This window comes from Nonomuraea sp. KM88 (genome assembly GCF_052245635.1).
Classification (GTDB): Bacteria; Actinomycetota; Actinomycetes; order Streptosporangiales; family Streptosporangiaceae; genus Nonomuraea.
Genome location: NZ_JBQQCC010000013.1, coordinates 100271 through 120885, shown reverse-complemented (window position 1 = coordinate 120885; position 20615 = coordinate 100271). Strand labels below are relative to the sequence as shown.

Genomic DNA, 20615 nt, shown 5'->3' with positions numbered 1-20615 from the left:
GCCACGCCAGGCGGTCCAATAATCGTTTGTCTCCGCCCGCGCAGGTCGCGAGGATCGCCCGTCATGAGACATCGAGGTGACTTCGCGCTGTTCGCCTGGGCCAACGGCATCACCCAGATGGGCACCCAGGTCACCGTGGTGGCCCTGCCGCTGACCGCGCTGTTCACGCTCGACGCCGGCGCCTTCGATCTCGGCCTGCTGTCGGCCGCCCAGATGCTCGCGTTCCTCCTGATCGGGTTGCCCGCCGGCGTGTGGGTGGACCGGTCGCGGCGCCGCCCGATCGTCATCTGGGCCGATGTCGTACGCGGAGTGGCGCTCCTTTCGGTCCCCGTGGCCGCCTGGCTGGGCGTGCTCACGCTGCCCCAGCTCTACGTCGTCGCGCTGGTGCTCGGCGCCGGCACGGTGTTCTTCGACGTCGCCCATATGAGCCTGCTGCCCGCCATCGTGCCCAAGGAGCGGCTCGAACGTGGCAACGGCGTACTCGAGATCACCAAGAACGTCTCCCTGCTCGCCGGGCCAGGCGTCGGCGGCTGGGCGGTGGCGGCGCTCACCGCCCCGATCGCTCTCCTCGCCGACGCCGTCAGCTATCTCGTCTCAGCGCTCCTGCTGGCAGGCGTGCGGGCGGAGGAGACGGTGCGGCGGAGCGAACGGTCCCTGCGCCACGAGGTCGTGGAGGGCCTGAGATTCGTCATGGGCGAGCCCGTGCTGCGCAGGATCGCGGCGGGCGGCGCGCTGGCCATGACCGCCAACTCCATCTGCCTCGTCGGCCTGCCCCTCTACCTGGTCAAGGAGCTCGGCGTCGGCTCCGCGCAGTACGGCCTGCTGCTGTCGGCCGCCGCCGTGGGCTCCCTGGCGGGCGCCGCGCTGGTGGCCCGCGTCACGGCCCGCTTCGGGACCGGCCGCACCCTGTACGGCTCCGCGGCGCTGGCCACCGTGCTCTACCTGCCCGCGCTGGCCACCGGCCCTGGCTGGCGGCTGCTGGTCTTCCCGGTGGCCGCGTCGTTGTTCGGCGTGGCCGGCGCGATCTTCGGCATCGCCCAGCTCAGCTACCGCCAGCGCATCACCCCTGGACACCTGCTCGGCCGGGTCAACGCCAGCATGCGTTTCCTCATGTGGGGCGTCGTGCCGCTGGGCGGGCTGGCCGGCGGCGCGCTGGGGGAGTGGCTCGGCGGGTACGCGGTCTTCGCCGCGGGCATCGCCCTGCTGGGCCTGTCGCACCTGGCGGTGGTCACCGCGCCCGCCATCATGAGGACGGCCGCCACTCCCTGACGACCGCCCGGTCATGTGCCCGGCGCCGCTCCGGCCAGCACGCCACATTCATGTGCCCGGCCACAGCTCCTTGACCACCGCCGCGGTGTGCCTGCCGAGCCCGAGGGCGACGGCCGCGCGCAGGTCGTCGGGTGTGTCGACGTCGCGGCGCACCGAGTCGATCCCCGGCACGGCCAGCTCCTTGGCCCCGGTGGCCAGGTGCTTGGCCCGCGACTCCCCGCCGAACCTGGGGGTGAACGGCGTCCCGGGAAGCACTCCGTAGAAGGTCGTCCCCACGTCGAGCGCGTCGGGCACGAACGCCTGGTCGAACTCGGCCGCCGCCTCCAGCGCCAGGCCGAGTTCGGCCGGCCGCAGGGCGGGCAGGTCGGCCTGGAGCGCGCCCACCGCGTCGCCGGGCGCGACGCGTACGGCGTGGGCGGCTCCGGTGCGGAGCGCGGTGTTCAGCCCGCGATCGGGGTCGTGCACGACCTCGGCGCCGAGCCCGGCGAGGGGGCCCGCGGCGGCCGGGTCGGCGGTCACCACGATCACCCTCGCCACCCGCGGGCACGAGAGCGCCGCCGCCACGGTGTCGCAGGCGACGGCCACGGCCAGCCTGGTGCGGTGCGGCCCTGTCGCCGCGGCGAGCCGGGTTTTCGCCGCGACCAGCGTCTTCACCGGAATCACCAGTGACCACCGGATGCTCGTCAATGCTGCTCCTTCGCTGGAGACCCCCGGCTTCGGCCGCGGGGAGGAAAGCGGATCCGCCGCGTGGTGGCGCGGGGAACGTCAGTTCGCCATCTAGGCGGAGCACGATTAAGCAGGAGCGGCTCTGCCCGCTAAGATCCCGGGTGTGCGGACGGCGGACAAGTGTCGGGCCTACCCGGGTCCCGAGCAGGCGGCGGTGCTCGGTCGCACGTTCGGGTGCGTCCGCGCGGTGTGGAACCGGACACTCGCCTGGCGGCACCCGTCCACGGTGACCGTCTCCCTCGGTCCCCACGGCCGCCGGCACGTCCTGCTCGCCGTGCAGGTTCGCGGTCCCGGCCGGGCCCGGCCGCGGGCGCCGTGGCCGGGGTGGAGTTCGGTGTGAAGAACGTCGCGGTGAAGGTGGGAATCCCCCGCCGCTAGGCGTGGGGAGGAAGCCGGAACCTTGAGCGTCGCGCCCCCGCACCCCCCACCTCGACATCCCGAGCAGCCAGCAGGGAGACTTGGGGCGCATCCCGCAGGTGTTGGAGGAGACCATGAGCCGCCCCACGCGACCGTCGCGTTTCTGGGAAACCCTGGCCGTAGTCGTGGTGAAACCGCTCTCCCGGCTCCTGGTCAGGAAGGACTGGCGCGGCGGGGAGCGCATTCCCCGCACCGGCGGCGTGATCATCGCGACCAACCATCTCTCCTGGGCCGACCCTGTTCTGCTGTCGCACTTCCTCTACAACAACGGGCGCTGGCCGGTAATCCTCGCCAAGTCCGCGCTGTTCAGAGTGCCGTTCCTGGGCCGGGCCGTGGCGGCGCTGCTGGCCATCCCGGTCGACCGCGGCAGCAACGAGGCGGCCAGATCGTTGCAGGTCTCGGCCGAGCGGCTCGCCGACGGGTGCGCGATCATGTTCTACCCGGAGGGCACCTGCACGCGCGACCCCGGCCTGTGGCCCATGGTGGGCAAGACGGGTGCCGCCCGGCTGGCGTTGCAGAGCGGCGCGCCCGTCATCCCGGTCGCCCACTGGGGCGCGCATGAGCTGCTCCCCTACGGGGAGAAGAAGCTCAGGCTGTTCCCGCGCAAGACGTTCCGCGTGAGCGTGGGTCCGCCGGTCGATCTGTCGAAGTACGCGGGCCGGCCACCGCACGCGGCCGTGCTGCGCGAGGCGACGGCCGACATCATGGCGGCGATCACCGTGCAGCTCGCGGAGCTGCGTGGCGAGAAGGCGCCGGAAACCCCCTACGATCCCGCCGGACGGTGATGGCATGACAAAGGTGGCCGTTTTCGGCACGGGCTCGTGGGGCACGACGTTCGCCATGATTCTGGCGGAGGCCGGCAACGAGGTCACGCTGTGGGGGCGCAGGCAAGAGCTGGTCGAGGCGATCGACCGTGATCATGGCAACCCCGACTATCTGCCGGGCATCGAGTTGCCGGCCACGCTGCGCGCCACGACCGACGCCGCGCGGGCCCTCGACGGGGCCGACTTCGTGGTGCTGGCCGTGCCGTCGCAGCAGTTGCGGCCCAATCTGGCCCGCTGGCGCGAGCACCTCCCGCCCCGTGCGGTGCTGGTCAGCCTGATGAAGGGCATCGAGCTGGGCACGACCAAGCGGATGAGCGAGGTGATCCGTGAGGTCGCCGAGGTGCCGGAAGAGCGCGTCGCGGTCATCTCCGGGCCCAACCTGGCCAAGGAGATCGCCATGCGCCAGCCCGCCGCCACCGTCGTCGCATGCGCCGACGAGTCCGTCGCCGCCCGTCTCCAGTCGGCCTGCCACCTGCCGCCTTGGTTCCGCCCGTACACCAATCCCGACGTCGTCGGCGTGGAGCTGGGCGGCGCGGTGAAGAACGTTATCGCGCTGGCCGTCGGCGTCTCGGCGGGCATGGGCATGGGCGACAACGTCAGCGCCATGCTCATCACCAGAGGGCTGGCGGAGATCTCCCGGCTGGGTGCGGCGCTCGGCGCCGACGCGCACACGTTCGCGGGGCTGGCCGGGATGGGTGATCTCGTGGCCACGTGCACGTCGCCGCTGTCGCGTAACCGTACGTTCGGCGAGAACCTCGGCAGGGGCATGACGCTCGACGAGGTCGTCGCCGCCACCAAGCAGACGGCGGAGGGCGTGAAGTCCTGCGAGTCCGTGCTGGAGCTGGCCAGGAAGCACGACGTGGAGATGCCGATCACCGAGGTCGTCGTCGGAGTGGTGCACGACGGCATGTCGCCGGCGGAGGCGGGCATGTTGCTGATGTCGCGCTCGCCCAAACCCGAGCGTTACGGCGTATAAGAGAAAGGCCTGATTGCGGCGTGCTCAGCTCGCTGTGACAGGGACACCCCGGTAGATTCGGACACCATGAGCAAGCCACGCGTCGCCGTCGTTTTCGGAGGTCGCAATTCTGAGCACGCCGTGTCCCTGATGGGCGCGGGCAGCGTTCTGGATGCGATCGACAGGAGCAAATATGAGGTGATCCCCATCGGGATCGCCCAGGACGGCAGGTGGGTGCTGGCCACGTCCGACCAGCGGTTCGCCATCGAGTCGGGCGAGCTTCCGGTCGTCGACGGCGCGGGCGCGGCGCTGGCGCTGCCGTCGGGTGGCAACGCGCTGGTGGCCTACGATCCGGGCAGCATCCCCGTGGAGCTCGGCTCGGTCGACGTGGTGTTCCCGGTGATGCACGGGCCGTTCGCGGAGGACGGCACGATCCAGGGCCTGCTGGAGATGGCCGGTGTGCGTTACGTCGGCTCGGGCGTGCTGGCCAGCGCCGTCGGCATGGACAAGGCTCACATGAAGACCGTGATGGCCGCCGCGGGGCTGCCCGTCGGCCGTCACGTCGTCGTCCGCGACCGCGACTGGCGGCTCGACCGGGAGCGCGTGGTCAAGGAGGCCGAGGCGCTCGGTTTCCCGGTGTTCGTCAAGCCCGCGAGGGCCGGTTCCTCGCAGGGCATCTCCAAGGCGTCCGACCGGTCCCAGCTGGAGGCGGCGGTGGAGGCCGCCAGGCAGCACGACCCCAAGGTGCTCATCGAGGCCGCCATCGCTGGCCGCGAGATCGAGTGCGCGGTGCTGGAGTCGCCCGGTGACGAGCCGGCCGCCGCGTCGATCCCCGGGGAGGTCAGGGTCGAGGGCGGGCAGGAGTTCTTCGACTTCGAGGCGAAATACTATCCCGACCAGATGTCGCTGACCGTGCCCGCCGACATCCCGGCCGAGACGGCCGAGGAGCTTCGGGCGATGGCCGTGCGCGCGTTCGAGGCGCTCGACTGCGAAGGGCTCGCGCGGGCCGACTTCTTCTACACGCCCGAGGGCGGGCTCGTCTTCAACGAGATCAACACCATGCCGGGGTTCACGTCGTTGTCGGTGGCGCCGCAGCTCTGGGCCGCCTCGGGCCTGCCCTACCCGGCGCTGGTCGACCGGCTCATCCAGCTCGCGCTGGCCCGGCCGGCGGGGCTTCGCTGAACGATCGCACGGTCAGCGGGCCGACGTCCTGGCTATCGGTTTCGACAGGTCCGCGAGCACCTCGGCCGGCACGTGCTCGCCTCCGACGGTGACCTCGACGTACGCGGTGTCGGTCACCGCGGTGAACAACGTGGGCCTTTCCGGATCGGCGAACCAGCCCACGCCGCCGATCTCCTGGAGCTGGTCGGTGGGCGCCATCCTTGCCGGGCGGCCCACCCCGCAGCGCAGCGCGATGGTTCCTTCCCCCCACACGGCGACGTACGGTGACTCAGGCGTGGACGTGCCGCGCTCGTCACCGTCGAGGGTCTCGGGCAGCAGCCCGGCCAGCTTGTCGCACGCGGCCACCGCTTCCCCCTGCGGCGTGGGCGGATCGACCTGCACCGTGCCGCACCCGGCGAGCGTCAGCAGAACGAGCAGGACGGCGGCGGCACGCATGCGACGACTGCCTTCAGATGTGGACGATCGGACACGTCAGGGTACGAGTGATCCCTTCCACCGCCTGAATCTGCGCGACGACGAGCTTGCCCAGCTCGTCGACGTTGTTGGCCTCGGCGCGCACGATCACGTCGTAGGGCCCTGTCACGTCTTCCGCCTGAGTGACCCCGGGAATGCCGGAAATCTCGTGGGCCACGGCGGCGGCCTTGCCTACCTCGGTCTGAATAAGGATGTAGGCCTGCACCATTACGTCCTCCCGGGCGATTGGATCACGCCGATGGGTAACCGTACCCTGTGTGCGTCAGGAGGTGCGTCATCACAGTCGGAGATCTCGGCGAATTCGGTGTGGTAAATCGTATTACCGCACGCCTTCCCCAGGGTGCGGCGGTGATGGTGGGGCCGGGTGACGACGCCGCCGTGGTGGCCGCGCCCGACAGGCGTGTCGCGGTCTCGACCGACCTGCTGCTGGAGGGCCGGCACTTCCGCCGCGACTGGTCCGGCGGCTATGACGTGGGCCGCAAGGCCGCGGCCCAGAACCTCGCCGACGTGGCGGCCATGGGCGCTGTCCCCACCTCGATCGTGGTGGGGCTCGGCATCCCCGCCGACCTGCCCCTGGCCTGGCTCGACGAGCTGACCGACGGGTTCCGCGACGAGTGCGCCGTGGTCGGCGCCAGCGTGGCCGGAGGTGACGTCACCCGGTGTGACCAGGTCGTCATCGGGGTGACCGCGCTGGGCGATCTGCAGGGGCGCGCTCCCGTGCTCCGCTCGGGGGCCAGGCCCGGGCACGTGGTGGCGGTGACGGGCCGGCTCGGGTACGCGGCCGCCGGATGGGCGCTGCTGGAGGAGGGCCTGCCGGCCGGCTCCCCGGCCTTGGAGGAGGTCGTGGCCGCGCACCGCAGGCCGTCACCTCCGTACGCGATGGGGCCGCGGGCGGCCGAGCTGGGCGCCGGCGCGATGCTCGACGTCAGTGACGGGCTGCTGCAGGACCTCGGCCATGTCGCCGAGGCCAGCGGGGTGCGGATCGAGCTCGATCCGCAGGCGTTCGCCGTGGCGGAGCCCGTCGCGGTGGCGGCGAAGGAGATGGGGGCCGATCCGCTGGAGTGGGTGCTCACGGGCGGTGAGGATCACGCGCTCGCGGCGGTCTTCCCCCCAGAGGTACGCCTGCCGGAATCGTGGCAGGTCGTGGGCCGCGTGGTCGAAGGCGCCGGCGTCGTGGTGCATGGCCGGAAGGTCGGGCGACGAGGCTGGGATCACTTTGAGTGACTACTTGTCCCGATTTGCGTGAAAGTTTCCTGATTTAGGCCGTGACTAACGGGATTGTTGTGACAGCGGCGTAGTGAAGGTGTTATGAAGATTGGCGGCCACTGTAACCGGGAGAAAGGGCAGCCATGGGCCGCCACGGCACAGGTGGATCCGAAGACGGGGACGAACGGGGGAACGGCAGCGCATTCTGGGGTCCTGACGAGGAGGTCGACCAGCCAGGCTGGCCTTCCCTGCCGGACCAACCCGAGGTGACGGGCCAGTGGGCTCCCATGCCACGGCGTACGGACGCACCGCCGCCGCGCACGCCGCAGTCCGAGCCGTTCGAGACCACCGGAGCCTTCGCGCTGCCCGCCGACGCCGCCGGCGGATTCCCACCGGCCACCGACTCCAGGAGCCCGTTCCAGCCACCTCAGGGACAGGGGATCGAGGAGGCCGGGCCGATGGAGACGACGGGCGCGTTCGCCCGCCCGTCCGAGTGGGGCCCGCCCGCCGACCGGCCCTTCAACGGACCTGGCGCAGGACCTGGAAGCGATCCCGCCGACCAGACGGCCGTGTTCGGCGGCCACCCCGGCATGCCGGCTCCGGGGGCCCCCGGGTCGGGCCACGCGAGCGCCTTCAGCCGTCCCGCGGACGGCGGGCAGTTCGGCGACCCGGCCCACCAATCGTTCGGCGGCCCTGCGAACCCGCCCGGCCCGTTCGGCGCCTCCGGGGGTCCTTCTGATCCGTTCGCGCCGGACGACAGGTCCGGGCCGTTCGGGGGCCAGGACGACCGGACTGCGTTCTTCGACGGGGCCGCGGATCGTTCCGGGTTCTCCGGCGAGCCCGATGACCGCACCGCCAGATTCGACGCACCCTCCGGCCCTGCCCCGAGCAGCGGCCCGCCCGAGCCCGGCGACGTCAAGGTGGCCGGAGCGCCGACCGCCGCGCAGGCGCCGGCCTGGGCCAACACGGAGACAGGCTTCCTGGGCTCCGGCTGGTCGGCCGACTCCGGCCCCGCCGGGCCCGACGAGCCCCGCGACCGTCGCGGCCGCCGCAAGGGCCGCCGCGACGACGAGCTGCTCTCCGGCGCCTCGTCGAGCGGCGGCAAGGGCCGGGTCGCGCTGCTGTCCGTCGCCGCCGTGGCCGTCGTGCTCGGCGGCACCGTGGCGGGCGTCAAGTTCATGAGCACCTCCGGCGGCACGGACAAGTGCGCGGACACCACGTGCGCGGCCGTGCAGGGCGCCACCAACCGGCCGGGACCGGAGGTCTCCCAGCCTCCCGTCGAGGAGACCGAGCCGGAAGAGGAGCCCTCGGAGGAGCCGGTGGAGGACACCGGACCGGCCGAGACCCCGACGCCCACCGTCACGTACCAAGCCCGCCCGCGCCACACCGAGCAGGCCAAGCCGACGCCCACCAAGACCAGGGTGAAGAAGTCGAAGGAGCCGGCCAAGGAGCCCTCGCAGGAGCCGGTGCAGGAGCCGGACGATGAGAGCGTTCCTCAGGACACGCCACTCGACGAGCCCTCCTCCGTGGACGCCGACATCGGCGCCGCGCCGACCACCACCAGCGCCCCCGATCCCACGGATGACGAGGGATCCTTCGGTTCGCCGCCCGGCGGCAAGGGCTCGGTGAACGTCCAGCAGACCATCAGACAGCGGATGACCACGTACGCGGTCAACCTGCGCCTGTCCAACACCTCGGCGGGGACGCTGCGGAACCCCACGGTCTCCGTCCCGGTCGAGGGCAGGGTCGTGGACGTCCGGGGCGCCGACTGGACGCAGGACGGTGACCTGCTGATCCTCGACCTGTCGGCCCAGCTGCCTGTCGGGGCCACGGCCGAGGTGTCGTTCACCGCGACGGGCAGGGGCGCGCCGGCGGCCAACTGCGGGATGGTCAGCGGGGAGTGCGTCGTCAGCTGAGTGGTTGGATAGGGGACATGACGGAGCGATCCCCGCAAAACGCCCCTTCCACGGCGGTTTCCACCCCGCCACGCGTGCTGACCGTCGCCGGCTCCGACTCCGGGGGCGGCGCGGGCATCCAGGCCGACCTGAAGACCATGATGGCGATGGGCGCTCACGGCATGAGCGTCATCGCCGCCGTGACCGCCCAGAACTCGCTGGGCGTCCAGGGCTACTGGGAGCTGCCGCCCGAGGCCGTACGCGCGCAACTCGACTCGGTGCTCGGCGACATCGGCGCGCAGGCGGTGAAGACCGGCATGCTCGCCTCGCCTGTGCTGGTCGAGACGGTGGCCGACGCGCTCGGCCCGTACGACGCGCCGCTGGTCGTGGACCCCGTCGGGGTGTCGAAGCACGGCAACTCGCTGCTCGCTCCCGAAGCGATCGAGACGATGCGGACGCGCCTGCTGCCCGTGGCCACCGTGGTGACGCCGAACCTGTGGGAGGTGGAGCAGCTCACCTCGGTCAAGGTCGATGACGAGGACGGCCTGCGCAGGGCCGCCGACGCCGTCCTGGAACTGGGGCCCGCGTGGGCGCTGATCAAGGGCGGCCACCTGCCCGGGGCCCCGGTCGACCTGCTCACCGACGGCACGGAAGAGTTCCGCTTCGCCGCCGAACGCCTCGACAACCGCCACACCCACGGCACGGGCTGCACGCTCGCCTCGGCCATCGCCTCCCGCCTGGCGATGGGCGACGACATGCCGTCGGCGGTGGGCAGGGCGAAGGAGTACGTGACGGGAGCGATCGCCAGGGGTTTCCCCCTCGGCGGCGGCATCGGCCCCGTCGACCACGCCTGGCGCTGGCGCTGACCGTCTCCTCCGTGAACCACGGCGCGGGAGAACCGTCCCACGGGGGCGCTGAGCCGCCCTCCGGCCGCCGGGCCGGCGTGAGGCGACCGAGGGACCGCCCGCGCCCCGCACCGGCTCTCCTGGGCTGTCGTGTCCCGCACTGGGCTTCTCCTGGCGCGCGGTCGTCCCGGGTCTTCCCGGGGCCGCGGCGCCCTGCTCCCAGAGGTTCCTCCGGCCCAGGCGGGGCGCTTCGGAGGTGAGGCGGGAGACCCGGTCACAGGGGGGTGGGATGACGAAAGCCCGCCGGTTCCCTCGGGAACGGACGGGCTTCGTGAAAAGCGCGGACTAGCGGGTGACCTTGCCCGCCTTGATGCACGAGGTGCACACGTTCAGCTTTTTCGGCGTGCCGCCGACGACCGCGCGGACCGTCTGGATGTTGGGGTTCCAACGACGGCGGGTGCGGCGGTGGGAGTGTGACACGTTGTTGCCGAACGTCGGCCCCTTGCGGCAGACATCGCAGACGGAAGCCACGGTATCGCTCCTTAAAACAGTCGATGTAGCCCTGTCCGCGGATGAATTCCGGGCGGAGGGCATGCCGGGACAACCGGCCAGCCAGACGAGAATATCCGATCCACCCCGATGGGCGCGAACCAGAGCACTGGACCAGGTCCGATGCGGCGATATTCTCCTCGCACAACCGTAGCGCATCGGGGAGGTCGGAGGGCCGGCATGAAGATCCTCGACCCGCCCGCGGTGCGCCGCTGGGCCCGGCTGGCCGCCGACGCGCTCGGCCAGGCCAGGACGGAGATCGACGCGCTCAACGTGTTCCCCGTCGCCGACGGTGACACCGGCACCAACCTGCACCTGACCATGTTGTCGGCGGCCGAGGCCGTCGAGTCGCTGCCCGACGACGTGGACGCGGCCGTGGTGTGGCAGACCCTCTCGTACGGCGCCCTCGTCGGCGCGCGCGGCAACTCAGGGGTGATCGTCAGCCAGGCGCTGCGCGGGCTCGCCGAGGTGCTGAAGGAGGGTCCCGACCTGCGCGCCGGGCTGCTCAGGGCCGCCACCCTCGCCAGAGAGGCCGTGGCCAGGCCGGTCGAGGGCACGGTGCTGAGCGTGCTGGAGTCCGCCGCCAGGGCCGTCCAGGACACCGAGGCCGGCGACCTGGGCGCGGTGGCGCGGCAGGCGGCGGAGGAGGCCAGGGTCGCGCTGCGCCGGACGACCGGCCAGCTCGACGTGCTGGCCCGCAGCGGCGTCGTGGACGCCGGCGGCGCCGGCGCGGCGATCGTGCTCGAGACGCTCGCCTCCGTGATCACGGGTTCGTCCACCGGCCACTACGACGTTCCCGCGCCGACCGCGCGGGTGGCGCCCATGGCGGAGGTGGGGGCGGGGTACGAGGTGATGTACCTGCTGGACGCCCCCGACCGCGCGGTGCGGGCGCTGCGCGAGGAGCTCGACGCCATGGGCGACTCGCTGGTCGTGGTCGGCGGCGAGGGGCTCTGGAACGTGCACGTACACGTGGCCGAGGCGGGCCCCGCGGTCGAGGCAGGGCTGCGCGCGGGCAGGCCGCACCGGATCAGGATCACCTACCTGGCCGAACGCACCCACCGCGGCGGCCCCGGCAGGGGCGTGGTGGCCGCGGGCGACGGGATCGCGGCGCTGTTCGAGGAGTGCGGCGCGGTCGTGGTGCGGCGCGCCCCCGGCGCCAGGCCCACGCTGCCCGCCGTGCTCGCCGCGATCAGGCAGGCGGGTGGTGAGGTGGCCGTCCTGCCGAACGACGAGGGTGTCAGGGCGGTCGCCGCCGCGGCGGCGGAGATCGCCCGCGAGGACGGCGTCACGGTCAGCGTGCTGCCCACGGAGGCCACCGTGCAGGGGCTGGCGGCGCTGGCCGTACACGATCCGCTGCGCCGTTTCGACGACGACGTGGTCGCGATGACCGACGCGGCGGGCCACACGCGGCGCGGGCACGTGACGGTGGCCGACAGGGAGGCGTTCACCAGCGCGGGGGTGTGCCGCCCCGGTGACGTGCTCGGCCTGATCGACGGGGACGTCGCCGTGATCGGCGACACGGTCGACCACGTGGCCACCACGGTCGTCGACCGGATGGTGGCGGGCGGCGGCGAGCTGGTGACCCTGGTCACGGGCGCGCAGGCGCCCGCCGGGCTCGCCGGCCGCGTCGAGGACCATCTCAGGCGTACGCGCCCCGACGTCGACCTCGTCGTGTACGACGGCGAGCAGGGCGGCTACCCGCTCCTCATCGGCGTGGAATGACGGCGAGCGCCGAGCCGCGCCTTCCGTGCGGGATTCCCCGTGAAGGCAGCCAGGATCGGCACGCGGGCGGCGGGGGAGGGGATTCCTGTCGGCCTCAGGCGGTAGAACTAAGTGCCGTGAGCCGTTTCGACGAGCCTCTGACGAAGGCCCTCGACCCGAAGACCGCCAAGCTGCTGCACAGCGTGCTCGGCCTGGAGACGGTCGGCGACCTGCTGCGCCACTATCCGCGCCGCTATGCCGAGCGCGGCGAGCTGACCTCGCTCGACGCGCTGGCGGTCGACGAGCACGTCACGGTGGTCGGCGAGGTGACCAGGCTGATGCGCAAGCCCATGCGCAACCGGGGCGGCACCTGGCTGGAGGTCGAGATCGTCGACGGCAACGGCAACCGGCTCTACCTGTCGTTCTTCGGCAAGGGCTCCCACGTGGCCGAGTCGCGGCTCAAGCCGGGGCGGCGCGGGATGTTCGCCGGCAAGGTGGGGTTGTTCGGCGCGCGGGCCAAGCCGCGCTGGCAGCTCGCTCATCCGGAGTTCGAGTTGTTCGAGGAGGGAGAGGCGAGCGCGGAGGAGTTCGCGGCGGCGCCGGTGCCGATCTACCCGGCGGGCAAGGACGTGACGCCGTGGGCGATCAGGCGCGCGGTCGGCGTCGTGCTCGACACGCTGGGCCCGCTCGAAGATCCGCTGCCGGCCGAGCTGCGGGCCCGCCACGGCCTGCAGGACCTGGGCGAGGCGCTCGTGGCCATCCACCGGCCGAAAGACTTCGCCGAGGTCGGCAGGGCGCGCAAGAGGCTGAAGTTCGACGAGGCGTTCGTGCTGCAGGCGGTGCTGCTCCAGCGGCGGCAGGCGGCCACCGCCTGGCCCGCCAGGCCGAGGCCCAGGCGGTCCGGCGGCATGCTGGACGACTTCGACGCGCGGCTGCCGTTCGCGCTGACGGAGGGCCAGGCGAAGGTCGGCGAGGAGATCGCCGCCGACCTCGCGCTGGAGCATCCGATGCACCGGCTCCTGCAGGGCGAGGTCGGGGCGGGCAAGACGGTGGTGGCGCTGCGCGCGATGCTCCAGGTGGTCGACGCGGGCGGCCAGGCGGCGCTGCTGGCGCCGACCGAGGTGCTCGCCCAGCAGCACCACCGCTCGATCACCACCATGCTGGGCGACCTGGCGCAGGGAGGCATGTTCGGGGGCACGGCCGTCACCCTGCTGACCGGCTCGATGGGCGCCGCCGGCCGCCGATCGGCCCTGCTCGACGCCGCCTCCGGCACGGCGGGCATCGTCGTCGGCACGCATGCTCTGCTGCAGGAGCACGTCCAGTTCGTCGACCTCGGGCTGGTCGTGGTCGACGAGCAGCACCGGTTCGGGGTGGAGCAGCGCGACGCGCTGCGCGAGAAGGCCGGCGGGACGCGCCCGCACGTCCTGGTGATGACGGCCACGCCGATCCCGCGCACGGTCGCGATGACGGTCTTCGGCGACCTGGAGGTCTCGACGTTGTCCCAGCTCCCGTCGGGTCGTGCCCCCATCACCACCCACGTCGTCCCGGCAGCCGAGAAGCCCCACTACCTCGAACGCACCTGGCAGCGGGTCAGGGAGGAGGTGGGGCTGGGGCGGCAGGCCTACATCGTGTGCCCCCGCATCGGCGACCTGGAGGGCGACGAGGGCGATCTGGCGACCCCCGCCGACGAGGAGCGGCGCCCGCCGCTCGCGGTGCTCGACGTGGCCCAGCTCCTGTCCGAGGGGCCCTTCCACGACCTGCGGGTCGGCACGCTGCACGGCAAGCTGCCTCCGGAGGAGAAGGACGCGCTCATGCGCGCCTTCACGCGAGGCGAGCTCGACGTCCTGGTGGCCACCACGGTCATCGAGGTCGGGGTCGACGTGCCCAACTCCTCCGTCATGATCATCATGGACGCCGACCGCTTCGGCGTCTCCCAGCTCCACCAGCTGCGCGGTCGGGTCGGCCGGGGCGGCCTGCCCGGCCTGTGCCTGCTGGTCTCCGACTTCCCCGAGGGCACCCCGGCCCGCGCCCGCCTCGACGCGGTGGCTGCGACGCTCGACGGGTTCGAGCTGTCACGGGTCGATCTGGAGCAGCGGCGGGAGGGCGACGTCCTGGGCGCGGCGCAGTCGGGCAAGCGCTCCTCGCTGAAGCTGCTGCAACTCCTGCGCGACGAGGACGTCATCGCCACGGCCAGGGAGGAGGCCGGCGCGCTGCTGGCCCGCGATCCCGAGCTCGCGTCCCACGAGGGTCTGCGCGCGGAGATCGAACGGCTGCTGGCTGACGAGCGTGCGGAATACCTGGAGAAGACCTGAGGCGGGGCAGGGCGGCCGCCGATCAAAACGACCATGTAAAGGCCCAGCCGCGGGGACGGCCTCCCCCCGAATGCCGTCCCCGGCTGGGCCCACCCTCGGGTCAGGTGCCGAGGGAACCGGCGTGCGGAAGGGCTCACGATCACGCCGGTCGGCCTTCATGTGGGTCACCTTGAAGGCCGCAGAACTCATCATGCGGGCCGATCCTCCCGATGTGAATCACCCTTGCGTAGTCGAGGCAGACACTTGTGCATCCTTGACCTGCGCGAACATACGGAACAATGGGTCACATGACGCGGATCATCGCAGGCATCGCGGGTGGCAGGCGCCTGGCCGTGCCGCCGGGGCGCGGGACGAGACCGACCAGTGACAGAGCGCGAGAAGGGATTCTCTTGACGCTCGACTCCCTGCACGGGATCCGCGACGCCCGGGTGATCGACCTGTACGCCGGTTCGGGCGCGGTCGGGCTGGAGGCGCTGTCCAGGGGTGCGGCCGCGGCCCTGCTGGTCGAGTCCGATGCCAGGGCCGTCAGGACGATCAGGGCCAACGTCGATTCGCTCGGCCTCGACGGCGCCCGCGTGGTGGCCGACAAGGTGACGCGGGTGCTCGGGAAGGCGCCTGACGAGCCGTACGACATCGTGTTCGCCGACCCGCCCTACGCCACGACCGACGGCGAGGTGGAGCGGGTTCTGGAGTTGCTGCGCGACAACGGCTGGCTGGCTGGAGAGGCGTTGGTGGCGTTCGAGCGGGAAAGCAGGGGAAAGGCCCTTATGTGGCCGGAAGGCTACGTTGAGGAGAGGGTCCGTCGATATGGTGAAGCGTCCGTTTGGTACGGTCGCGCCGCCGGGAACCCGTAGACCTGCCCGTAAACCTGGGAGGCGTCTTGCGCCGCGTAGTCTGCCCGGGGTCGTTCGACCCCATCACCAATGGCCACCTCGACATCATCGGCCGGTCCGCGCGGCTGTACGACGAGGTGACCGTGGCCGTTCTCATCAATGTCGAGAAGAGCAGCCTGTTCACGGTCGACGAACGGATCGACATCCTGCAGACCGTGACCAAGGAATATCCGAACGTCAAAGTCGAGAAGTTCCATGGCCTGCTGGTCGACTTCTGCAGGCAGCACGACATCCCCGCCATCGTCAAGGGCATCAGGGTGGTCAGCGACTTCGACTACGAGCTGCAGATGGCGCAGCTCAACTACCGCCTGTCGGGGGTCGAGACGCTGTTCATGCCGACCAACCCCGAATACTCGTTCCTCTCCTCCAGCCGGGTGAAGGAGATCGCCCGATACGGCGGCGACGTGTCGGGCCTCGTGCCGGATCTGGTGCACAAGCTGCTCATCGAGCGCCTCAGAAGCTAGCGCCCGAGCGTTGAGGAAACGGGCGCAGCACGATGCCGTCGGGGGGTATGCGGGGGGCATGCCCCCCGCAGGGCTGCTATTCTTTCTTTTCGGCCTTGTACGACGGCGACGGTTTTCGCCATGCCTAGCGAGAGCAGGATGACTCAGCACCTCGACCCCCGCTCCCCTTGGGTGATCTCCACTCATGACCTGGGAAAGCGGCCGGGCACGATGAGGCAGATGACCCTGTCGCTCCCGGCACCGGCAGATCTCGGCGTCGACATGATCGGTGTCCCCAAGGACGCCGAAGTCGAGCTGGATCTCCGGCTCGAGGCAGTGATGGAAGGCGTGCTCGTCTCAGGCACGGCGCAGGCCCCGCTGGCCGGGGAGTGCGCGCGGTGCCTCGACCCTGTCACCTCGGATGTCGAGGTCAACTTGCAGGAGCTGTTCTTCTACTCCGACGAGGACACCTCGGAGGAGGATTCGCTGCTCGACGGGGAGCTGCTCGACCTCGAGCCGACCTTCCGCGACGCGGTGGTGCTCGCACTTCCGTTGAGCCCGGTGTGCAGGGATGACTGCGAAGGGCTCTGCGCGGAGTGCGGGATCAAGCTGGCCGAGGCCGGCGCGGATCACCGGCACGAGAAGATCGACGCCCGCTGGGCGTCGTTGCAAGGTCTGATTTCCGAGAACGATAACGATCAGGAGAAGTGACGTGGCCGTCCCGAAGCGAAAGATGTCGCGGAGCAACACCCGCGCCCGTCGCTCCCAGTGGAAGACGACTGCTGTCGCCCTGGTGAGCTGCCCGCAGTGCCGTTCGCCGAAGCAGCCGCACATCGCGTGCCCCACCTGCGGCACCTACAACCGTCGTCAGGTCATCGAGCCGTCCGCCTGATTGACGTGATGCCGGCCGGGTGCCATTGTGCCTCGGTCGGCGTTACCGTTTCGGATGCGTGCGGCGGCGGTTCGCCCGCGGCCGTGGTGGACGCCGGGGCTACGCGTTACCCCGACGCCCACCACGTTTTCGGGCATCTTCCGCAGCCGGCGCGCCGTGTGAAGATGTCCGAGGAGGAAGCACGTGGGCGCAGGTCCTAAGCCGGTGGCCGTGGAGGTCGCCAGAGACGAGTTGGAGCGGGTCCTGGCGGTCGCCCTGGATCCCGCGATCCTCGAGCGGGCGCTGACGCACCGCTCCTACGCGTACGAGAACGGTGGCCTGCCCACCAACGAGCGCCTGGAGTTCCTGGGCGACTCGGTGCTGGGCCTGGTGGTCACCGACACTCTCTACCGCAACCATCCCGATCTGCCCGAGGGCCAGTTGGCGAAGCTGCGCGCCGCGGTGGTCAACATGCGGGCGCTGGCCGACGTGGCCCGCGGGCTCGGGCTGGGCCGGTTCCTGCGGCTCGGCAGGGGCGAGGAGGGCACCGGCGGGCGCGACAAGTCGTCCATCCTGGCCGACACGCTCGAGGCGCTGATCGGCGCGGTCTATGTCGACAAGGGTCTCGACGAGGCGTTCCGGGTGGTGCACCTGCTGTTCGACCCGCTGATCGTGCGCTCGGCGTCGCTGGGCGCGGGGCTCGACTGGAAGACCTCCCTGCAGGAGCTGACCGCCTCCGAGGCGCTCGGCGTGCCCGAATACCATGTCGAGGAGAGCGGCCCCGACCACGCCAAGTCGTTCACGGCGATGGTGCGGGTCGGCGGCGAGTCCTACGGCTCGGGCACCGGGCGCAGCAAGAAGGAGGCCGAGCAGCAGGCGGCCGAGGCGGCGTGGACCCGCATCAGGGCTCGCAGGGAGCAGCGGGAGAGCCAGCCCGCGAGCTGAGTGTCCGCGTCCGGGGTTTCCACAAGGTGAGAGTTCGGCGTCCAGAGGGCGAGGTGCGTGTTGCCCGAGCTGCCCGAGGTCGAGGTCGTCAGGCGCGGCCTCGCGCAATGGGTCATCGGCCGTGAGATCGCCTCGGCGGAGGTGCTACACCCCCGCGCGATCAGGCGTCACATGCCCGGCCCCGACGAGTTCACCGCGCGGCTGAAGGGCCGCACGCTGCTGTCGGCCGAGCGCCGCGGCAAATATCTGTGGTTGCCGCTGTCGGGCGCCGAGGAGGCGCTCATGGCCCACCTGGGGATGAGCGGCCAGTTGCTGGTGGTCGACGGTGACGCGCCGCCGGAGAAACACCTCAGGGTACGCCTCCGCTTCGAGGACGGCGGCCCCGACCTGCGCTTCGTCGACCAGCGTACGTTCGGCCACATCATGCTCACCGCCCTGGTCGGCGGCGTGCCCGAGCCGATCGCCCACATCGCGCCCGACCCGTTCGAGGCGGCGTTCGACGAGGAGGAGTTCACCCGCAGGCTCAGGGCCAAACGCACCGAGATCAAGCGGGCCCTGCTCGACCAGTCGCTGATCAGCGGCGTCGGCAACATCTACGCCGACGAGGCTCTGTGGATCGCCCGGCTTCACTGGGCCCGTCCCACGCAGACGCTCACCAGGCCCAAGATCGCCGAGCTGCTGGCCGCGGTCCGCGCGGTGATGGCCGCCGCCCTCCAGCAGGGCGGCACGTCGTTCGACAGCCTCTACGTCGACGTCAACGGCGACAGCGGCTACTTCGAGCGTTCCCTGGAGGTCTACGGCCGGCGCGACCTGCCGTGCTCGCGCTGCGGCGCCCCGATCCGGCGCGAGGCGTTCATGAACCGGTCGTCCTACTCCTGCCCCAGATGCCAGCGACGACCGCGCCCAGAGCGGCCAGGCCCGCCGCCAGTCCCATCACCGCGCTGATCGAGACGCCGTCGACCACCCGGCCGCCGGCGAGCGCGCCGAGCGCGATGGAGACGTTGAAGGCGCTGACGAACAGCGCCGTGCCGAGCTCGCCGCCGCCCTCCCGCATGATCCACAGCTGGAGGGCGACGCCCACGCCGCCGTAGCCGAGGCCCCACACCACGAGCAAGGCCAGGGGCAGCCCGATCACCGGCAGCGCCGCCGTGGCCAGGGCCATGAGCGCGGCCAGCGCGATCAGCACCGGCCTGGGGTTCCTGGCGGCCAGCGCACCTGAGGCGAAGTTGCCCGCCACGCCGGCGGCGCCGTACACGAGGAGCGCGGTGCTGATGAGGGCGGGGCCGGCGTGCGAGACCTGCTCCAGGAACGGCCGGACGTAGGTGTAGGCCGCGAAGTGGCCGGACACGAGGAGGACGGTCAGCACGAGCACGAGCCTGAGCGGCCGTGAGAGCCACGCCGCCCGCCTGCCGGGCCGGCGGGCGGCCTCGGTGCCCCCCGCGGCGTCCCGCGCCGGTGTGGAGCCGTTCTGGGCGGTTTCGCGGTCGTTCCGAGGCCGGGCGGGCGTGGGCGGCGGGTCGCCGGGAAGCGGCGGCAGGGTGGCGGCGAGCACGGCGAGCAGGACCAGCGCCACCACCCCCATGGCGATGAACGCGCTCCGCCACCCCGCGAACGACGACACGAATGTGGCCGCCGGCACCCCCAGCACCGACGCCACCGACACCCCGGACAAGATGATCGACGTGGCCCGTCCGACCGACCGGCCGGGCACGAGCCGGGGCGCCAGCCCGGCCGCGAACGCCCAGAAACCGCCGATGCTCACCCCGGTCAGCACCCGGGCGGCCATCATGACGACGTGGCTCTGGGCGAACGCGCCCGCCAGGTTGGCCACCGCCAGCAACGCCATCAGCCCCAGCAGGGTGACCCGCCGGTCGACCCGGCGGGTGGTCACCGCCAGCAGGGGTGCGGCGACCGCCGCGACCAGCCCTGGGGCCGTCATCATCAGCCCGGCCGTGCCGTCGGAGACGCGGAGGTCGGAGGCGATCGCGGTCAGCAGCCCGACGGGCAGCATCTCGCTGGTCACGATGGTGAAGGTGCCGACCGCGACCGAGGTCACGGCGAGCCATCGCGCCTGGGTGGAGGCGCGTACATCGGTCATTGTCATGTCGCTCAGCCTTCTGGCGTCCGCGGGCGGGAACAATGGCGAAGGCCGAAAGCTTGGTTTAGGCAGGCTAAGCGATCGGTGGAGGTGGAGATGGAGTTCAGGGAACTGGAGTGCTTCGTCGTGCTCAGCGAGGAGTTGCACTTCGCGCGTACGGCCGAGCGCCTCTACCTGTCTCCGGGCCGGGTGAGCCAGCTCATGCGCTCGCTGGAGACCAGGATCGGCGGCCGGCTCTTCCAGCGGACCAGCAGGCGGGTGCGCCTGACACCGCTCGGCGAACGTTTCCTGGCCGACCTGAGGCCCGCGTACGAAGGGCTGGCCACGGCCGTGAGCCGGGCGAAGGCGGCCGCCCGCGAGGTGACGGGCGTGCTCAGGGTGGGGTTCCTGGCCACGCCCACGGATGTCGTGACGGGCAGCGTACGCGCCTTCGAGAGCCGCCACCCCGGCTGCGAGGTCGAGCTGGTGGAGATCCCGCTGTCCGACCCGTTCGGCAGGCTGCGGGCCGGACGGGTGGACATCGCGTTCACGCTGCTGCCGGTGGACGAGCCCGACCTGGCGGTGGGCGAGGGCCTGAACCGGGTGTCGTACGAGCTGGGCGTCTCCACCCGCCATCCCCTGGCCGGCCGGGCGAGCATCGGCGCCGAGGAACTGGCGGGCCTGCCCCTGATCGGCCTGGACGGTCCAGCACCGCGCGCCTGGCGGGAACGCGTGGCACCCTCCGTGACCCCTTCAGGACGTCCGATTCCCCGGGCCGGTACGGTGACCACGAGCCAGGAGGGCCTGACCCAGGTGGCGCTCGGCCGGGGCGGCATGCTCTTCTGCGCCCCCACGGCCGCCCACCACAGGCGTCCCGACGTGAGGTTCGTCCCCGTCGCCGGCCTGCCTCCGTCGATTCTCGGCCTGGCCTGGGCGCGGGCGGCCGAGACGGCGGCGATCCGGGCGTTCCGCGACGCGGCGGCCCGGCACGCGCTCGGCTCGGAGGCCTTGGTGGCGTGAGAGCACAGGGG

21 protein-coding genes and 1 pseudogene are annotated in these 20615 nt (G+C 71.7%); 17 read left to right on the top strand and 5 right to left on the bottom strand.

Annotated features, from left to right (window positions below; translation table 11 throughout):
• Window positions 1-63: 63 nt before the first annotated feature.
• Complete coding sequence (locus ACTWPV_RS33180; protein ID WP_443154785.1) at window positions 64-1269, top strand: MFS transporter; 1206 nt, start codon at window positions 64-66, stop codon at window positions 1267-1269.
• A gap of 48 nt (window positions 1270-1317) precedes the next feature.
• Here the strand turns inward: ACTWPV_RS33180 and cofC are convergent, their stop codons facing one another.
• Window positions 1318-1956 (bottom strand): 2-phospho-L-lactate guanylyltransferase, encoded by a 639-nt coding sequence (cofC, locus tag ACTWPV_RS33175; protein WP_443154784.1) that lies wholly within the window; start codon window positions 1954-1956, stop codon window positions 1318-1320.
• Window positions 1957-2098: 142 nt separating this feature from the next.
• Between cofC and ACTWPV_RS33170 the strand changes: the two are divergent.
• The 4 genes and pseudogenes from ACTWPV_RS33170 to ACTWPV_RS33155 form a co-directional block, all read left to right on the top strand.
• Window positions 2099-2212: pseudogene (locus ACTWPV_RS33170) on the top strand (helix-turn-helix domain-containing protein); the annotation flags it as partial.
• A gap of 274 nt (window positions 2213-2486) precedes the next feature.
• Window positions 2487-3197 carry a lysophospholipid acyltransferase family protein gene (locus ACTWPV_RS33165; protein ID WP_443154783.1) on the top strand — a complete coding sequence of 237 codons (711 nt, stop codon included), beginning with the start codon at window positions 2487-2489 and terminating at the stop codon, window positions 3195-3197.
• Between the two features lie 4 nt (window positions 3198-3201).
• On the top strand, window positions 3202-4212 hold the full coding sequence (locus ACTWPV_RS33160) for an NAD(P)H-dependent glycerol-3-phosphate dehydrogenase (RefSeq protein ID WP_347645302.1): 1011 nt from the start codon (window positions 3202-3204) through the stop codon (window positions 4210-4212).
• A gap of 66 nt (window positions 4213-4278) precedes the next feature.
• A complete protein-coding gene (locus tag ACTWPV_RS33155; RefSeq protein WP_443154782.1) occupies window positions 4279-5373 on the top strand; it encodes a D-alanine--D-alanine ligase family protein in 1095 nt (364 codons plus the stop codon).
• Window positions 5374-5385: 12 nt separating this feature from the next.
• Here the strand turns inward: ACTWPV_RS33155 and ACTWPV_RS33150 are convergent, their stop codons facing one another.
• The gene (locus ACTWPV_RS33150; RefSeq protein ID WP_443154781.1) at window positions 5386-5808 is read right to left on the bottom strand and encodes a DUF3515 family protein; all 423 of its coding nucleotides are present in this window, start codon (window positions 5806-5808) and stop codon (window positions 5386-5388) included.
• Window positions 5809-5821: 13 nt separating this feature from the next.
• The gene (locus ACTWPV_RS33145) at window positions 5822-6055 is read right to left on the bottom strand and encodes an Lrp/AsnC family transcriptional regulator (protein ID WP_132503568.1); all 234 of its coding nucleotides are present in this window, start codon (window positions 6053-6055) and stop codon (window positions 5822-5824) included.
• 68 nt (window positions 6056-6123) lie between these two features.
• Between ACTWPV_RS33145 and ACTWPV_RS33140 the strand changes: the two genes are divergently transcribed.
• From ACTWPV_RS33140 to thiD, 3 genes are all read left to right on the top strand, one after another.
• Window positions 6124-7071: a thiamine-phosphate kinase gene (locus ACTWPV_RS33140; protein ID WP_443154887.1), complete on the top strand. Its 948-nt coding sequence runs from the start codon at window positions 6124-6126 to the stop codon at window positions 7069-7071.
• A 269-nt stretch (window positions 7072-7340) separates the two neighbouring features.
• Window positions 7341-8969 (top strand): hypothetical protein, encoded by a 1629-nt coding sequence (locus ACTWPV_RS33135; RefSeq protein ID WP_443154780.1) that lies wholly within the window; start codon window positions 7341-7343, stop codon window positions 8967-8969.
• A gap of 17 nt (window positions 8970-8986) precedes the next feature.
• Window positions 8987-9814: a bifunctional hydroxymethylpyrimidine kinase/phosphomethylpyrimidine kinase gene (thiD, locus tag ACTWPV_RS33130; RefSeq protein WP_347645294.1), complete on the top strand. Its 828-nt coding sequence runs from the start codon at window positions 8987-8989 to the stop codon at window positions 9812-9814.
• A gap of 324 nt (window positions 9815-10138) precedes the next feature.
• On the opposite strand, the gene rpmB is transcribed toward thiD, so the two are convergent.
• Window positions 10139-10324 carry a 50S ribosomal protein L28 gene (gene rpmB / locus ACTWPV_RS33125; protein ID WP_043618345.1) on the bottom strand — a complete coding sequence of 62 codons (186 nt, stop codon included), beginning with the start codon at window positions 10322-10324 and terminating at the stop codon, window positions 10139-10141.
• Window positions 10325-10522: 198 nt separating this feature from the next.
• On the opposite strand from rpmB, the gene ACTWPV_RS33120 reads away from it, so the two are divergent.
• The 8 genes from ACTWPV_RS33120 to mutM all read left to right on the top strand — a co-directional run bounded on the left by ACTWPV_RS33120 (window position 10523) and on the right by mutM (window position 18452).
• The gene (locus tag ACTWPV_RS33120; RefSeq protein ID WP_443154779.1) at window positions 10523-12064 is read left to right on the top strand and encodes a DAK2 domain-containing protein; all 1542 of its coding nucleotides are present in this window, start codon (window positions 10523-10525) and stop codon (window positions 12062-12064) included.
• A gap of 116 nt (window positions 12065-12180) precedes the next feature.
• Window positions 12181-14355 carry an ATP-dependent DNA helicase RecG gene (gene recG, locus ACTWPV_RS33115; protein WP_443154778.1) on the top strand — a complete coding sequence of 725 codons (2175 nt, stop codon included), beginning with the start codon at window positions 12181-12183 and terminating at the stop codon, window positions 14353-14355.
• Window positions 14356-14642: 287 nt separating this feature from the next.
• On the top strand, window positions 14643-15209 hold the full coding sequence (rsmD, locus tag ACTWPV_RS33110; RefSeq protein ID WP_347645289.1) for a 16S rRNA (guanine(966)-N(2))-methyltransferase RsmD: 567 nt from the start codon (window positions 14643-14645) through the stop codon (window positions 15207-15209).
• Between the two features lie 26 nt (window positions 15210-15235).
• Window positions 15236-15712: a pantetheine-phosphate adenylyltransferase gene (gene coaD, locus ACTWPV_RS33105; protein WP_347618539.1), complete on the top strand. Its 477-nt coding sequence runs from the start codon at window positions 15236-15238 to the stop codon at window positions 15710-15712.
• 120 nt (window positions 15713-15832) lie between these two features.
• Complete coding sequence (locus tag ACTWPV_RS33100; protein ID WP_443154777.1) at window positions 15833-16402, top strand: YceD family protein; 570 nt, start codon at window positions 15833-15835, stop codon at window positions 16400-16402.
• 1 nt (window position 16403) lies between these two features.
• Window positions 16404-16583: a 50S ribosomal protein L32 gene (rpmF, locus tag ACTWPV_RS33095; RefSeq protein WP_033409409.1), complete on the top strand. Its 180-nt coding sequence runs from the start codon at window positions 16404-16406 to the stop codon at window positions 16581-16583.
• Window positions 16584-16787: 204 nt separating this feature from the next.
• Window positions 16788-17507 carry a ribonuclease III gene (gene rnc / locus ACTWPV_RS33090; RefSeq protein WP_132628102.1) on the top strand — a complete coding sequence of 240 codons (720 nt, stop codon included), beginning with the start codon at window positions 16788-16790 and terminating at the stop codon, window positions 17505-17507.
• Window positions 17508-17567: 60 nt separating this feature from the next.
• Window positions 17568-18452, top strand: a complete 885-nt coding sequence (gene mutM, locus ACTWPV_RS33085) for a bifunctional DNA-formamidopyrimidine glycosylase/DNA-(apurinic or apyrimidinic site) lyase (RefSeq protein ID WP_443154886.1) — start codon at window positions 17568-17570, stop codon at window positions 18450-18452.
• On the opposite strand, the gene ACTWPV_RS33080 is transcribed toward mutM, so the two are convergent.
• Entirely contained in the window at window positions 18361-19611 is a 1251-nt protein-coding gene (locus ACTWPV_RS33080; protein WP_443154776.1) for an MFS transporter, read from the bottom strand. The two genes, mutM and ACTWPV_RS33080, sit on opposite strands and share 92 nt — an antisense overlap.
• Window positions 19612-19701: 90 nt before the next feature.
• Between ACTWPV_RS33080 and ACTWPV_RS33075 the strand changes: the two genes are divergently transcribed.
• Window positions 19702-20604 (top strand): LysR family transcriptional regulator, encoded by a 903-nt coding sequence (locus ACTWPV_RS33075; protein WP_347645284.1) that lies wholly within the window; start codon window positions 19702-19704, stop codon window positions 20602-20604.
• Window positions 20605-20615: the final 11 nt, after the last annotated feature.